Source organism: Ralstonia sp. 1138, assembly GCF_040544795.1.
GTDB classification, from domain to species: domain Bacteria; phylum Pseudomonadota; class Gammaproteobacteria; order Burkholderiales; family Burkholderiaceae; genus Ralstonia; species Ralstonia flatus.
On the sequence record NZ_JBEPKQ010000001.1, the window covers coordinates 733,003 to 748,602 of the forward strand.

Sequence of the window (15,600 nt, forward strand, 5' to 3'; positions counted from 1 at the left end):
GCACGCCGCGGCCCCACCGGGTCGCGGCGTCTTCCATTTCAGCCGGATCACCGCGTCGCATGCCGCCCAGCAACGAACATCCCGCCGCCGCCCTGCAACACCCCGAGAGCTTCGCCCCGCTGGATGCGCCGCCCCAGCCGCCACAGCAGCGGGTGGTGCGCGACGTCATCGCCGGGTTCTCGATTGCAGGGCTGCTGCTGCCCGAAGCCGTTGCCTACGCGGGTATCGCGAGCCTGCCGCCACAGGCCGGGCTGATCGCGCTGATGTGCGGCCTGGTGGTCTATTCGCTGCTCGGCACGAGCCGCTTTGCCATTGTTTCGGCCACGTCGTCGTCAGCGGCCGTGCTGTTTGCCACGGTGTTGTCGGAACCCGGGGCCAGCGGCACGACGGCACTCACGATGGCGGCGGCGCTCATCATCGCGACGGGTGTGCTGTTCATCCTGGCGGGCGCGGCGCGGCTGGGCGGCATGTCGGATTTCATCGCGCGGCCGGTGCTGCGCGGCTTCACCTTCGGGCTGGCGCTGACGATCGCCATCAAGCAGTTGCCCAAGATCCTCGACGTGGCCGTTCATCACAGCGACACGCCCCGCGTTGCGCTCGACCTCATCGCCGGCGCGGCTGGCGCCAATCCGTACAGCGCAGCATTGGGCGCCGTCGCACTTGCCCTGCTTTTCGGCCTTGGGCGCTGGGGGCGCATTCCGGCCACGCTGGTCGTCATCGTGCTGGCCATCGCGGCCGGCTACTGGGTCGACTGGCACGCGCACGGCATTGCCGTGGTCGGCCATATCGACCTGCAGAACATCAGCTTCGGCGTGCCCGACCTGGGTCGCGCGCAGTGGATGCAGAGCGCCGAACTTGGCTTCGCGCTCATGCTGATTCTCTACGCCGAGTCCTACGGTTCGATCCGCAACTTCGCACTCAAGCATGGCGACAGCATCTCGGCCAACCGGGACCTCGTCGCACTCGGCTGCGCGAATCTGCTCTCCGGCCTGCTGCACGGCATGCCCGTCGGCGCCGGATACTCAGCCACGTCTGCCAACGAAGCCGCGGGCGCGCAATCGCGTCTGGCCGGGCTGTGCGCGGCGGCCGTGGTGGCGCTGATCGTGTGGCTGTTCCTGCCGCAGCTCGCGCGCATTCCCGAGCCGGTGCTGGCGGCCATCGTGATCTTTGCAGTCAGCCACTCGCTGCACCCTGCCGTCTTCAAACCGTACTGGGTCTGGCACCGCGATCGGCTGGTGGTCATTGCCGCGCTGCTTGCCGTGCTGGTGCTGGGCGTGCTGCACGGGTTGCTGGCCGCGATCGGCGTGAGCCTGCTGCTCACGCTGCGCAAGCTTTCCGAGCCCAACGTGAGCGTGCTCGGCCGCCTGCGCGAGAGCCACGATTTCGTCGATGTGTCTCTGCATCCCGAAGCCAGGCCGCTGCCCGGTGTACTGATCGTCCGACCCGAGGTACCGCTGTTCTTCGCCAATACCGAACGCGTGCTCGGCAAGGTCCGCGCCATGCTGCAACAGCCGCACGCGCCCGCGCTGCGCACCATCATGCTGAGCCTGGAAGAAACGCCGGATGTGGACGGCTCGGCCATCGAAGCGCTGCGCATCTTTGCCGCCGAATGCGCGGCGCGCGGCCTGCAACTGATGCTGGTGCGGCTCAAGCCGCGTGCGCTGACCGTCCTGCAGCGCGCGACCGACAACACGCTGCGCCCCGAGATGCTGCACGAGCTGAGCGTGGACGAGTGCGTGCAATCGCTGGCGGCAGCGCCCGGCACACCGGCCGACAACGCCCCGGCTTAACAGTCCGCTCCGGAACCGGTGGCTCAGCGCGGGGCGTTGCCTGCAGCACGCGCACCTTCGAGAATGATGCGCGCCAGCTTGGCGTAATCGCCATCAAAGTGATGGCCGCCTGGCAGCTTCACGAGCTGCACCTGCTTCGGGTCGAGGCCAGGGCAGTTGGTGTCTTTCTCTTCCTTGCCGTAGATGCACATGCCAATGCCTGCCGGCAGCTTCTGCACCTCGGGCAGGATCAGCAGGCCGGACGCGCTGCTCGACACCCAGTTGGTCATGTGGAACTCGAAATCGGCGCGCTTGCCCAGGCCCATCATCACGGCCAGCGCGACATGCTCGCGCGACGCCGCCGGCAACCGGTTGACGATGAAGGGCAGCACGTCCGCGCCTTGCGAATAGCCGATCAGCAACGCCTTCGGCTTCTTCCAGCGCGCAGCGTAAAAGCGCACGAGGCGGTCCATGTCGGCCGCGGCAGACGCGGGCGTGCGCGGTGTCCAGAAGTAGCGCAGCGAGTCGATGCCGACCACCGGCACGCCCGACTTGGACAGCGCAGCAGCAACCTCCTTGTCCAGCCCCGCCCACCCGCCGTCGCCTGACAGCAGCACTGCGAACAGCTCGGACGACGTACCGGCCTGCGCGGGCACCTCAATGATCGGCAGGTCGGACACCGCTGCGGGCGGCGGCGGGGGCGGCGCTTTGCGTTGGGCGACGAGCTTGGCGAAGGCCGACTTGAACGGCTCGACGGCGGTCACGGGCGGCGCATTCGCAGCCGATGCCGTGGCCGGCAACGCCACCGATTGCGCCCCCGAAATCGTATCGATGAAGGCTTGCGTGGCACGCGCTTCGCACAGCGGGCCGGAGCGCCGCGCAAACGACGTCGGCGTCGCCGATTGCAGCGCGACCCACGGCGCAGACAACTTCGTGGCGGGCAGCAGGACCACACCGGCGTTCTCGGGCGGCTTGACGCGCTTGGCCGTGGTGCGGCTCTCGCTCATGCGGCGGCTGAAGTGCACACCCTCGCCTTTGCACAGCGGCTTGCGCAGCTCCAGCACCGGGCAGAACTCCATCGACATGGCCGCGGCGAAGATGTTCGGGCGCGCCTGCGCAATCATGGCGTAGGCCAGCGCACCGCCTTCGTTGTCGCCGACGAGGATGGGCGGGTAGTAGCCGGGCACCTTCTCGTAGGCCTGCAGGAAACGGCTGAAGTTTTCGAGGTCGCCATCCGGGAACGCGCAGTCGCCCGGGTCAGCCTCCAGGCTCGCAAACAGTGCGGGCGTCGACAGGCCCGCCACCAATGCGCCCTGCTGCGCCAGGCTCTCTGCCATGCGCGATGCAGCGGGCGTCCAGCCAAGATCGCCCGACAGCATCAGCACGACGGAGCGGATTTCGCCCTTCGGTTTGTAGACCGGTACATCGCGAAAACGCCCGTGCGTGACGAACTCGACCGCGCCCGGTGCGGCGGCGGGTGTGGCGGGCGCCACCACCGGCAGCGACAGCACGCCGCCATTGGCGGCCTTGTTGGCCGTCACGGCGGCCCCGCTCATCTGCAGCCGAGGCGGCATGTCCCCGCGCGGCGGCACTGCCACGACGCCACTCGCCCCTGTCATGCCGACGGGCGGCACCAGCACCGGGCCCTGCGCGGGCGCAGGCTTGGCTGCAGCCGGAGCATCGGCGGCGATGGCCCAAGACGCTGCCAGCACCATGCCGACCGCACTCAGATGCCCAGCCCAACGCAAGCCTTTGCGTAGCACTCCCCGATGCCGCGCCTCTTGCGTGCGCGGTGCTTGCCAACTCATTTGGAGATCACTCCCTTCAAGCCACCGCCGATCAGCGCAGCGACGTCCGTCAATGTGAACAGCGGCGCAATCCCGCCACGTGCGAGTAGGTAGCGGGCTTCCCACACCGGCTCGAACTTGTCCTTGAAATTGCGCAACCCTCTGAAATTGTAGAAGCGTGCGCCGTGCCGGAACATCATCCGTCCGAAGCGGTGCCAGCGAGGCGCAAGCTGATGCTCAACCATGCCCGACATCGGCGCCATGCCCAGCCCGAAACGCTGATACCCCTGCGCCTGGAAGTGGAGGATGACCTTGCCGAACAGGAAATCCATCGTGCCGGGCGGCACATTGCTGCGATAGCGCATCAGGTCGACGCTCGCCTCGATGCGCAGCACGTCGGGGCACATCAGCGTGGCAAACGCGAGGATGACGCCCTCGCGGCGCACCACGGCCACGGGCTGGCTGCAGATGTAGCGGTCTTCAAATGCGCCGAGCGAGAAACCCTTCTCGCGCGCGTTCTGGTTGCGCAGCCATTCATCGGAGATGGCGCGCAATTCGTCCAACACGGTCGGCACTTCCACCGTCGGGATGATCTCGAACGACAGGCCTTCGCGCTCGCCGCGCGTCACGCCATGGCGCAGATTGGCGCGCCGCGAGCCCTTCAGGCTGAACTCGGGCAGCGACACATACGCCTCTTCGCCCAGCTTGTAGGCACGCAGGCCCGCATCGAGATACAGCGACAGCGTCTGCGGCCGCGTCTTGTAGAACGCGGCGCGCCCGCCATGCGCGTCGGCCATTTCGATAAAGCGCCAGATCAGCTCGGGCCATTCCTGCTGCGCGCCCACGGGGTCGGACAACGCCACCCACGAGCGCCCCTGCTTGGCGTACATGATGAACGCGTTGCCCGACGGCGAGAACAGCAGGCTCTTGTCGCCCATCAGCGCGAGCGTGGCATCGGCGGCGGGCTGCTTGCGGACGATCTCCGCCGCGCGGGCGAGTTCTTCGTCGCTCGGGAAGGTCGTAACGCCGGGCTCCTTGCGAAAGAGCTGCCACATGCCGAAGCCGAGCCCCGTCACGGCCACGGCCATCAGCGCGCGGATGGAACGCGGCGCATCGCCGTCGAACGTGAATTGCCACCAGAGCTGGTTGGCGTAGGCCACCTCGCGGTAGGCGAAGAAGAGGATCCACACGCACGCCGCAAACACGCAGACCATGGCAAGCAGCCAACCGGCCTCCAGCCGCTGCGAGAACAGCGACGACGGCCGGTCGAACTGCCGGCGCGAGATGACGAGCAGCACCGCCAGCGTCACCAATACCGCCATCTCCGACACGGCAATGCCCTTGGGCAGCGCCAGCACGCCGGTCAGCAGCGACAGCACCAGCGCTGCCCACCACGCGGCGTCCAGCCGGTGCAGCAGCCCGCGCGCGACAAACAGCATGATCAGCCCCGCCACGCTGCCGATCATGTGCGAGGCTTCCACCACGAAGAGCGGCACGTGCATGCGCAGGAGGTCTTCCGCCTCGTCGCTGGCCGGGGTGACGCCCGAGATCAGCAGCATCACGCCTGCCACCATCGTCAGCGCGGCCAGCAGCCCCGGCGACAGCTTGACCGCAGCGCGGCCGAACGGAGCCCCGGCGCCGGCACGCAGTTCGAATGCGCCGAGCATGGCGGCAGCCACGACGAGCGGCAGCAGGAAATAGATGACGCGGTAGAACAGCAGCGCGGCGAGCACCTCGGCCGGCGGCGCCTGGCCGCTGCAGCCCAGCAGAATGACCGCCTCGAACACGCCCAGGCCGCCGGGGCTCTGGCTCAGCACGCCCAGCGTGACCGCCAGCGCGTAGAACGCCACGAACGTCGGCAGATCGACCGCGCCGGCCGGCATCAGCACCCACAGCGCCGCGGCCGCCGCGATCATGTCCGCCGCCGAGATCGCAAATTGGCGCGCGGCCAGGCCCGGCGGCGGCAGGCGGATTTCCCATCGGCCCAACAGCGTCACATGGCGCTGACGCATGCACAGTACGAGCAACGCCACGACGCTGGCCAGCACCAGCAGTGCCACGACTTCGAGCAGCGCTGCCGGCAAATGCGTAATTGCCGCGATGTGCGGCGCGCCCCACAACAGCCCGACCGCGCCGAAGGCGGTGGTGGACACGCCCAGCGCCCCAGCATCGAACGCAACCGCCTCCGTCACGCGGGCAGCATCGACCCCGGCCGCCGTGTACAGGCGCGAGCGCACCGCACCGGCCGTCAACGAACCGAGGCCGACGGTATTGCCCAGCGCATAAGCGATGAACGAAGTGGTGGCCACGGTGGCGGGGGCCACATGCGCGCCGGCATAGCGCAGGCCGGACGCGTCGTAGCCGGTCAGGGCGACGTAACTGAGCGCCGTGGCCAGCACGGCCAGCAGCAGGTGCGAGCGTGGCGTGGCCTGCAGCGCGGCGACCATGTCGGCGTAGTGCACGTGGTCGAGCAGCGCATACAGGCTGTCGAACACGAGCGCGCCGAGCACGAGCACCACGCCGACCACGATCCAGCCGGCCAGGCCCAGGCCTGAATCGGGGCGGGCAGGCGTGGCGGGCGCGGCAGGTGCAGCGTGGGCCGATGGTCGGCGGGGTGTTGGACTGGCGTCGTTGGACGCGGCGTCAGGCATGGTGAAAAACGAAATCCTGCTGGCTGGGCGGAGTGCCGGGTCGAAGCGACATGCGAATCCGGACACCCGGAGGCGGAAGAGCGCGGCAGGCCAAACCTCCGAAGCTCACACTTCGGACGCTATCGACTTCTTGATTGGACTTCGGCCTATCGGCACGGGCTCGCGGCGCGCGCCGGCGTTCTCTCGACTCGCGCCTCAAACGGCGCGTGTGCTGGATTCGCACATTGGTGGCGGTCCACGTAATACGGCTGAAGTGGCCGATCCGTTGACACGCGTTTGCGCATTTTACGGTTTGGGCGCGCTTCCCGGCGGCTTGGGCGGCACATCGGGCTTGCCGGCATCGACAGAAACCGGGTCGCTGGCCGGAAAGGTTTCCTCGATGCCTTCGTCGAGCAGCGCTTCGTCGTGCGTGTCGGCCACCGGCGGATGCGGATTGGCAGGCGCTGGCGTAGGTGAGGCGCGATCGTCTGACTCTGGCATGGCGTTCTCCAAGGATGCTTACCCAGAATAGGCAAAGCCGGCTTAACAGGATGACATGGAGGGCGGCATGGGCATATGTCGGACCGGCGGCGTGCGCGGCGCCGCGGGTGCGGCACTCAGCCCATGCTCAGCAAACCCTGCGCCCGCCACGCCGGAAAAACGTTGCGCAGAGGTGGCCGAAGGGACGTCGCAAACGTTTTCTCTGCTGAAAACGTCTTAGTCAGTATTGCGTAGGAAGGTGGAGTCCGGTACACAATTAAGGCGACCTTTTTCAATATTTTCACAATTCTGCGCATGCCTTTACAGCGCGCCACCGGTGCATTCCTGCGGCGGCCCTCTCTACTGATCATCGGCGCTTCAGTGCTTTCGCTGATGCTTGCCGCACTCACCGCGCTGTCGCTGTGGGAAATGCGCACGGACGCCCTGGCCCGCGCACGCGATGCCGCCGACAACCTCTCGCTGATCCTGCAGCGCGACATCGCCCGGAACATCGAGGTGTACGACCTCTCGCTGCAGGCCGTGATCGACGGCGTGCGCGATCCCGCCATGCTGGCGCTGCCGCCCAACGTCCGCCAGCTCGTGCTGTTCGATCGCTCGACCAACGCGCAGGACCTGGGCTCGCTGCTGGTGACCGACAAGGCCGGCGACGTGGTCATCGATTCGCGCTCGGTGCCGCCGCGGCGCATTTACCTGGGCGACCGCGACTATTTCCAGGTGCATCAAGGCTCCGACAACGTCGGGCTGTACATCAGCGAGCCGTTCATGCCGCGCGCGACCGGCCTCGACCGATCGCTGGGACTCAGCCGGCGCCTGAACGGCCCGCACGGCGAATTCAACGGCATCGTGGTCGGCACGCTGCGGCTGAACTACTTCCGGCGGCTGTTCGACGGCATCAACCTGGGGCCCCACGCCACCGTCACGCTGATCCGCACCGACGGCACGCTGCTCATGCGGCGCCCGTACAACGAAAAGCTCATCGGCCGCAGCCTGGCCGATGCCACCGCGTTCCAGAAGCGGCTGCTCACGCCGGAAGGCTCCTATGTGGACGTCGCGGGCATTGACGGTATCGAGCGGCTGTTCAGCTTCCGCCGTATCGGCGACCACCCGCTGATCGTCACTGTCGGGCTCGCCACCGAAGACATCTACGCCGAGTGGTGGCAGCGTGCGTGGGTGATCGGCGGCATCGTGCTGATGCTCGATGCGGTGTTCATGGCGCTGTCGATCCTGTTTGCGCAGCAGCTGCGCAAGCGGTTCGAGATGGAGCGGCAATTGCATCTGCTGGCCAATACGGACAGCCTGACGGGCCTCGGCACGCGCCGCGCGCTGGACGCCGCGCTCGATGTGGAATGGCGCCGGGCCAATCGGCATCACACGCCGATGGCGGTGTTGATGATCGACGTGGACGACTTCAAGCGCTACAACGACCGCTACGGCCACGCCGCCGGCGACACCGCGCTGCGCACCGTGGCGCGCTGCGTGAACGACAGCATCAAGCGCCCCGGCGACTTTGCCGGCCGCTACGGCGGCGAAGAGTTCTGCGCCGTGCTGCCCAATACGGACCTCAGCGGCGCGGTGCGCGTGGCCGAAGCCATTCGGGCCGCTGTCCTGGCCGCCGACGAGCCCAACGCGGGAAGCGCGTACGGCAAGCTGACGGTGAGCATCGGTGTGGCCGTGCATTCGGGCGTTGCCGCCGAAGATGACACGCTGGAAGACCTGGTTCGGCTGGCCGACGGACGGCTGTATGAAGCCAAGGCCGCCGGCCGCAACGTGGTCATGCCCAGACAGGAGCGGCCAAAGCTGGCGGTGGTGTAGGCGAGCCTGCGACGTAAACCCTCCTTTTGGAGCATGCCGTCATGGGCCACGACTTCTGCACAATGCCGAGGGCTTTGAGGAAACCGCCGTGAGCAAACCACCGCATTCCCACTTCGATACATCAGCGCTTGCGCGCGAACATCAATTCGCCGCGTGGCGCGACGCAATCAACGTGCTGTTCGACACACGCTCTGCCGTGCCACGCGCGGAGGGGTTTCGGGCCAGCGTCGACGCCTATCTGTGCGGCGAGACCGGCGTGGGCATGCTCAGCGCACAGGCACAGCACTACGATCGCTCGCGCTCCAAGCTCGGGCGCGACGGCGTGGATGTCTACGTCCTGCAGTATTACCTGGAAGGCAGTTGCGGACAGCGCGATGGCAACAGCGACGGCGCCACACGCCCAGGCGATCTGTTCATCGTCGACGCTGCGCAGCCGCTCGCCACAAGCACGACCGACAGCCGCTTTCTAAGCCTGGCCGTCCCACGGCGCCTGCTGGCACCGTTGCTGCGCGCACCCGACGAACTCAGCATGCGCGTGCTGCGCGGCGATGCCCCGATGGTCGGGCTGCTGCGCGATCACCTGTGTTCGCTCTATCAATCGATGGGGAAGTTGAGCGATGCCGAAGCACAGGCTGTCATCCCGGGCACCCTGCAACTGGCTGCGGCCGCCATCAACTGCCAGGTGACCGAAGCCAATGCGCCGTCCGTTAGGGAAAGCCTGTTTGCCTCGATCTGCCGGCACATGCAGCACAACTTGTCGGATTTGACGCTTTCGCCTGAAGGCGTAGCCGTGCAGTTTGGTATCTCGCGTGCCACGCTGTACCGGCTGTTTGAGCGCGAAGGCGGCTTCTTCAACTACCTGCGCATACAGCGCCTGCGGCAGTGCCACGCGATCCTGGCCGACCGATCGCAGACACACCGTTCGGTGGCCGAAATCGCTCAGACCTACGGTTTTTCCGACGCTTCGAACTTTGCACGTGCGTACCGCCGCGCAACGAGCATGTCACCGCGTGAGACGCGCATGCTGGCCGTCGAAGGTCGCGCCGCTGCCATGCCCTTCGTGCAGCACAAGGACTGGCGCACCTGGGTCATGCAGATGCGCTGATGCGCGCAGCGCCCCCTTCCCGCACGCGCTTTTCCTCCCACCTCCCCCGTTTGCCGTTCCCGGGCTGAGACGCGCTGACAGGTTCCCGCGACAGCGGAACCGGTTAGCAGCGGCATGCGCCTTCTTCGTTGAACCGCGCCCGGCGTGCATGCGAGCATCCGGCCCGACCTGACGAGCGCCGATGCGCTTGCGGCGGGCACGGACGATGTGCCCTCTCTTCGTCGAACAGGTCAAAGCGGTGCGGACATCCCGCGCTTAGCACAACTCACAACGACAAAACGGGGGTCTCGTGAAAGACATAACGGGAAAAACGCTTGCCTTGACGCTGTTCGCAGCCGTGGCCCTGGCCGCGTGCGGCGGCGGAGATTCCGGCAGCAACACGGCCAGCAATGGCGGCGGCAACAATGGCGGCAACACGCCGCCCGCATCCACCTGCGGGGAAACTGGCGTCGATGCGAAGTACGCCTGCCAGACCGGCAGCACCGAGCCGCTGTATGCCTACCAGTGGGCGCTCAAGCAGGCGGCCAGCTTCTTTGCGGCGTTCGGCCTCGTGGCTAACGGCACGACCGACATCAATGTGGAAGACGCGCACAGGGCCGGCATCAAGGGCCAGGGCGTGAACGTGCTCGTGCTGGACGACGGCATCGACGTGCACAACGAGGACCTGTCCGCCAATGCCAACTCGGACATGACGCACAACTTCGACGATGGCTCGAACGATCCGACACCGGCAGATATCCCGGCGAACATCGCGCTAGCGCACGGCACCAACGCGGCCGGCATCATCGCCGCAGCGCAGAACGGCAAGGGTGTGATGGGCATCGCACCGCGCGCGACGCTCGGAGGCGCACGCTTCCTCGGGGCAGCGAATTCGGACACCAACGCGGCCTACGGTGGCGCCGACTGGTCGAAGAACGGCCACATCATCAATGCGTCGTACGGTGCGAACCCGCAGGCGCCCGTGGAGTACGACACGCCCACCTCGGCACAGGCAGCGGTTCGCGCGTTTCCGAACCTGCGCGGCGGCCGTGGGCTCGTGATGCTCAAGGCTGCAGGCAACGAGTATGAAGCGATCGTGGTTCCAGGGCTGCCGGTGCGGACGTGCCCTGCCGCCGGTGGCGTTCCTGGACTCGTCAGTTGCGAGAACTCCGCCAATGACCCCGAAGCGCTTGAGCCGGGCGTGATCATGGTGGGCGCGGCCAACGCGCGTGGCGTCAAGTCGAGCTATTCGAATGCCGGATCGGTCAACTGGATCACGGGCCTGGGCGGCGAGTACGGCAACGGCGGCAAGTACGGCGAGGTTGGCTCCGGGCCGAAGATCTTCTCCACCGATCTCAGCGGGTGCACTCGCGGCTACAGCCGTGCCAATACGGACGAACTGGATGACTTTGCGATTGCGGGCACAGCCACCAATCTGAAAGACAACCCGAAGTGCGACTACTCGAGCATGAACGGTACATCCGCGGCGACGCCCACGGTGTCCGGCGTGGTTGCCCTGATGCTCGCGGCCAATCCGAATCTGACCTGGCGCGATGTGCGTGAAATTCTGCGAGCCACCGCACGCAAGATCGACCCGGACTACGGCAATCGCGACGGCCGCAATGCCAAGATCGACCTGACGAGCAACACGGCCACGGCGGACACGAGTACGAGCTTGGTTGACGGCGCCACCACCGCACGCCTGGACTACGGCTGGCAGACCAATGCCGCTGGTTATGCGTATTCGACGTGGTACGGCTTTGGATTGGTCGACGCATCCGCCGCCGTGAAGATGGCCAAAGCCACCACAACGTATAAGCCGGCTACCTTGTCGGTGCCGGATTTCTCGGCCGCGTTCGCCAACGTCGCCCAGCTGAACTACGGCGCGGTGCAAAAGCTCGGCCAGTTCAACGTGTCGGCCACTGATAAGGTGGACGCCTTGCAGTTGCGGGTGTCGGGCTCCGTCTGCATTGGTAGCGTCGGCTTCTTTGTGAAATCGCCGTCGGGCACGGTGTCGGCGTTGTCCCTCCCGTACAACGGCTACTACAACGACGGCGTCAATGCCGTGAACAAGTACGGCCTTGGCAGCTACGCCTTCTACGGCGAAAACGCAGCCGGCACGTGGGAGGTCTATGCCGTAAGCGGCGTACCGACCAACGCCTGCTCGACGTACCAGCCCCAGGGCGGCACCCACACCGTGACCCTGCCCACGCCGCTGGCCGTGGAATACCGCGTGATTGCCGCCAAGTGAGCCCGTTCGGAGAACATTCAACATGATCCATGCAACTCTTATGAAGACCGCGTCGCTGGCGGTGCTCCTCTCGATGGGCGCCGCCTGCCAAGCCGCGGACCTGGCGGTCGGCAAGCACCTGAGCACGCAGGAACTTGCGCAGTACGCAAGTGCACCGACGGTGCAGATCGAAACGCAGTCGTTCAAGGTGCTCTCCAGCGGCACGCGTACCAAGGCCGCGGGCGCTGCGTCGGCAGCCGTCACGCAAGTCGCCAATGAGCGCGGCGTAGTCGGCGAGAGCCGCAACGAGGTGGTGGTCTCGCAGGTGTCAGTCGACAGCGTGCGTCAGGCAGTCGGCGCCCTGCCCGCAACACCCGTGTCGGCGGAGTATTACGGACACCTGAACATCAGCACGCTGCGCTTTGCGTCGTTCCAGGAGGCCGTGAACGCGCGTGCGCAGCTCAAGAAGACGCTGCCGCAGGCGCGGGTAGACATTCCGATCCAGTACGCCAAGCCCGTGGCGCGCTGAGCGCGCCGCCCGGTTGCACAAGACGCCCCGCCTCCGCGCGGGGCGTTTTGCATGGGGCGGCGTATCATCCGGGCCTTTCCCCAGTCAGGACAACACCATGACCAAGGCCACCGGCAGCTTCGAAGCGCTGGCCGCACGCGAAGGCGGCCTGCAGCACCGCCTCTCCTCCGCGCAACTCACCATGATCGCCATCGGCAGCGCGATCGGCACCGGCTTGTTCCTCGGCAGCGGTGCAGCCATTCAACTGGCCGGCCCGGGCGTGATCGCCAGTTACGCCATCGGGGCGTTCATCGCGCTGCTGCTCATGGGCTGCCTTGCAGAAATGGTGGTGGCGCATCCGACCACCGGCTCCTTCGGCGCCTATGCCGAGCACTACGTGAGCCCGCTGGCCGGCTTCCTCGTGCGCTATGCGTATTGGGCGGCCGTCGTCTTCGTCATCGGTGCAGAAGTGACCGCGGTGGCGGTGTACATGGCGTACTGGTTTCCGGGCGTGCCGGCGTGGGTGTGGATCGTCGGGTTCTCGGCCGTGCTTGTGTGGATCAATGCGAGCAGCGTCGACGTGTTTGGCGTGGCCGAATACTGGTGCTCGATGATCAAGGTGGTGGCCATCGTCGCGTTTCTGGCGGTGGCGAGCTACGCCATCTATCGCGCACCCGACGGCGGCCCGATCGGCTTTCACAACTACGTGAGCGCGGGCGGCTTCCTGCCGCACGGCTGGAATGGCGTGTGGTTTGGCGCGGTGGTCAGCATCTTCAGCTTCTTCGGCATCGAGCTGATTGCCGTGGCCGCCGGCGAGGCTCGCGAGCCCGAAGCCGCCGCCACCAGCGCCTTCCGCTCAACGCTGTTCCGGCTGGTGTTCTTCTACCTCTGCACGCTCGCGCTGATGCTCGCCGTCGTGCCGTGGCAGCAGGCCGGCACCGGCAAGAGCCCCTTCGTGCGGGTGATGGAAATTCTCGGCATAGCCGGGGGCGCCGGCGTGATGAACTTCGTGGTGCTCACCGCGGCGCTGTCGTCGATGAACGCACAGCTGTATGTATCGACGCGCATGCTGTTCAGCCTCGCACGCGGCGGGCAGGCACCTCAGGCGCTGGGCGCGGTGAGCCAACGCGGCGTGCCGCTGCGCGCGCTGGCGGTGTCCAGTTCGGGTGCGGCATTGGCGGCCGTGCTGAGCGTGGTGCTGCCGGGGCACTCGTTCCTGCTGATGATGTCGCTGGCGATGTTCGGTGCGCTGTTTACGTGGCTCGTCATCTTTGTGACGCACCTGCGCTTCCGGCGGGCCGCCGAGCGCGAGGGTCGCGCATTGCGCTTTCGCATGTGGGGTTTTCCGGTGCTGACCACGCTTGGCGCCATCGCCATGGCGGTCATCATCGTGAGCACCGCTTGGATGCCCGATTTCCGGATGACGCTGGTGGTGGGTGTGCCGTTTCTGGTGGTGCTAGCGGTGGTGTTCGGGTGGGTGCGCGGCCGGCAGTGAACGCCTGACCGCGCCCCGGCTTCAGGCGCGCGCCAGCGCCTGATCCAGATCGGCCAGCAGATCATCGATATGCTCGATGCCGATCGACAGCCGGATCGTCTCCTGCCGCACGCCGGCCTTGGCAAGCTCGGCCTCAGACAGCTGCCGGTGTGTGGTCGACGCCGGATGCGTTGCCAGCGACTTGGCGTCGCCAATGTTCACCAGCCGCGTGAACAACTGCAGCGCATCCTGAAAACGCGCCCCGGCAGCAAAGCCGCCCTTCACGCCAAACGTGAGCAGCCCCGGCGCCTTGCCTGACAGGTATTTGTGCACGAGCCCGTGGTCGGGGTGATCGTCCAGGCTGGCGTGGTTGACCCACTCCACCTTGGCATGCCCGCGCAGATGCCGGGCGATCTGCGCCGCGTTCTGCGTGATGCGGTCGATGCGCAGGCCCAGCGTTTCGATGCCCTGCAGGATCAGGAACGCGTTGAACGGCGACAGCGCCGCGCCGGTATTGCGCAGCGGCACCACGCGGGCGCGGCCGATATACGCCGCATCGCCGAGCGCTTCCGTATAGACGACACCGTGGTAGCTGACATCCGGCTCGTTCAGCCGCTTGAAGCGCGCCTTGTGCTTGGCCCACGGAAACTTGCCCGAATCGACGATCGCGCCGCCCAGGCTCGTGCCGTGGCCGCCCAGGTACTTCGTCAGCGAATGCACGACGATGTCGGCGCCATGTTCGAAGGGCCGCGCCAGGTACGGGGTCGGCACCGTGTTGTCGACGATGAGCGGAACGCCGTGGCGGTGCGCGATCTCGGCCAGCGCGGCAATGTCGGTGATGTTCCCGAGCGGGTTGCCAACGGTCTCGGCAAAGACGGCCTTGGTGCGGTCGTCGATCAGCGCTTCGAATGAAGCGGGGTCGCGCGGATCCGCAAACCGCGTGGTGATGCCCGACAGCGGCAGCGTGTGCGCAAAGAGGTTGTAGGTGCCGCCGTACAGCGTGCTGGTCGAGACGATGTTGTCGCCGGCTTCCGCAATCGTCTGGATCGCATACGTAACGGCCGCCTGCCCCGACGCCAGCGCAAGCGCCCCGATGCCGCCTTCGAGCGCGGCGATGCGCTTCTCCAGCACATCGTTGGTCGGGTTCATGATGCGCGAGTAGATGTTGCCCGGTACCTTCAGGTCGAACAGATCGGCGCCGTGCTGCGTGTCGTCAAATGCGAACGCAACGGTCTGGTAGATCGGCACGGCCACGGCGCGGGTCGTCGGGTCCGCGCTGTAGCCGCCGTGGACGGCCACGGTGTCGAGTTTCCAGGCAGGGGCTGTGGTCAGCGATTGCTGCGTCATCGTTGCGTCTCCGGAGGATTGATCTCCGGCGAGCATAGGGTGTGCCCTTCAGCGTGCGAACGACCGTTTTTGTCTTTGGTTATGCGTTCCGCCCCTCGTGCGCGCCCCCTGCAGCGCACTCCGTCTGCCAGCGCGCGATCAACGCGCGCAGCGCGGCGTCTCGCACCTCCAGGATGGCGAATACGCCCAGGGCATCGAGCGCGGGAACCGCCTCGCGCATCAACTGCGCCGCCTCGGCACGCTGGGCGCAATCGATGTCGGGATTCAGCCAAGCCTGCGCGTTGGCCAGGAAGGCGGCCACCGTGCCTTTGCGGATGGTCAGTCCATCGAAGTCGGCATGGCTGGCGGTGTCGGGAAGAACATCTTCTGGACGCATGGTCTATGTGCTCCTGGGTCATTGACCACGCCACTGTAGAGCGGGTAGCTTGGCGTCACTCCGTGATTACCGCCAATCAATA

11 protein-coding genes are annotated in these 15,600 nt (G+C 66.7%); 6 read left to right on the forward strand and 5 right to left on the reverse strand.

What is annotated here, in order from left to right; genetic code table 11:
* Positions 1-59: 59 nt before the first annotated feature.
* Positions 60-1,790: a SulP family inorganic anion transporter gene (locus tag ABIC76_RS03195; protein WP_354532942.1), complete on the forward strand. Its 1,731-nt coding sequence runs from the start codon at positions 60-62 to the stop codon at positions 1,788-1,790.
* Between the two features lie 23 nt (positions 1,791-1,813).
* Here ABIC76_RS03195 and ABIC76_RS03200 read toward each other — a convergent pair whose 3' ends face one another.
* The 3 genes from ABIC76_RS03200 to ABIC76_RS03210 all read right to left on the reverse strand — a co-directional run bounded on the left by ABIC76_RS03200 (position 1,814) and on the right by ABIC76_RS03210 (position 6,687).
* Complete coding sequence (locus ABIC76_RS03200) at positions 1,814-3,577, reverse strand: virulence factor (RefSeq protein WP_354532943.1); 1,764 nt, start codon at positions 3,575-3,577, stop codon at positions 1,814-1,816.
* Complete coding sequence (gene mprF, locus ABIC76_RS03205) at positions 3,574-6,207, reverse strand: bifunctional lysylphosphatidylglycerol flippase/synthetase MprF (protein WP_354532944.1); 2,634 nt, start codon at positions 6,205-6,207, stop codon at positions 3,574-3,576. Before mprF ends, ABIC76_RS03200 begins: the two co-directional genes overlap by 4 nt.
* Positions 6,208-6,492: 285 nt before the next feature.
* Entirely contained in the window at positions 6,493-6,687 is a 195-nt protein-coding gene (locus ABIC76_RS03210; protein ID WP_102065916.1) for a hypothetical protein, read from the reverse strand.
* 294 nt (positions 6,688-6,981) lie between these two features.
* Between ABIC76_RS03210 and ABIC76_RS03215 the strand changes: the two genes are divergently transcribed.
* The 5 genes from ABIC76_RS03215 to ABIC76_RS03235 all read left to right on the forward strand — a co-directional run bounded on the left by ABIC76_RS03215 (position 6,982) and on the right by ABIC76_RS03235 (position 13,816).
* Complete coding sequence (locus ABIC76_RS03215) at positions 6,982-8,499, forward strand: sensor domain-containing diguanylate cyclase (RefSeq protein ID WP_354532945.1); 1,518 nt, start codon at positions 6,982-6,984, stop codon at positions 8,497-8,499.
* A gap of 88 nt (positions 8,500-8,587) precedes the next feature.
* Positions 8,588-9,604 carry an AraC-like ligand-binding domain-containing protein gene (locus tag ABIC76_RS03220; RefSeq protein WP_354532946.1) on the forward strand — a complete coding sequence of 339 codons (1,017 nt, stop codon included), beginning with the start codon at positions 8,588-8,590 and terminating at the stop codon, positions 9,602-9,604.
* A gap of 319 nt (positions 9,605-9,923) precedes the next feature.
* On the forward strand, positions 9,924-11,834 hold the full coding sequence (locus tag ABIC76_RS03225; RefSeq protein WP_354532947.1) for a S8 family serine peptidase: 1,911 nt from the start codon (positions 9,924-9,926) through the stop codon (positions 11,832-11,834).
* Between the two features lie 40 nt (positions 11,835-11,874).
* On the forward strand, positions 11,875-12,342 hold the full coding sequence (locus tag ABIC76_RS03230; protein WP_354532948.1) for a hypothetical protein: 468 nt from the start codon (positions 11,875-11,877) through the stop codon (positions 12,340-12,342).
* Positions 12,343-12,439: 97 nt separating this feature from the next.
* Positions 12,440-13,816, forward strand: a complete 1,377-nt coding sequence (locus ABIC76_RS03235) for an amino acid permease (protein ID WP_354532949.1) — start codon at positions 12,440-12,442, stop codon at positions 13,814-13,816.
* 21 nt (positions 13,817-13,837) lie between these two features.
* Here the strand turns inward: ABIC76_RS03235 and ABIC76_RS03240 are convergent, their stop codons facing one another.
* Both ABIC76_RS03240 and ABIC76_RS03245 read right to left on the reverse strand, forming a co-directional pair.
* The gene (locus tag ABIC76_RS03240; RefSeq protein ID WP_354532950.1) at positions 13,838-15,142 is read right to left on the reverse strand and encodes an O-acetylhomoserine aminocarboxypropyltransferase/cysteine synthase family protein; all 1,305 of its coding nucleotides are present in this window, start codon (positions 15,140-15,142) and stop codon (positions 13,838-13,840) included.
* Between the two features lie 79 nt (positions 15,143-15,221).
* On the reverse strand, positions 15,222-15,518 hold the full coding sequence (locus tag ABIC76_RS03245; protein WP_102065911.1) for a hypothetical protein: 297 nt from the start codon (positions 15,516-15,518) through the stop codon (positions 15,222-15,224).
* Positions 15,519-15,600 lie beyond the last annotated feature (82 nt).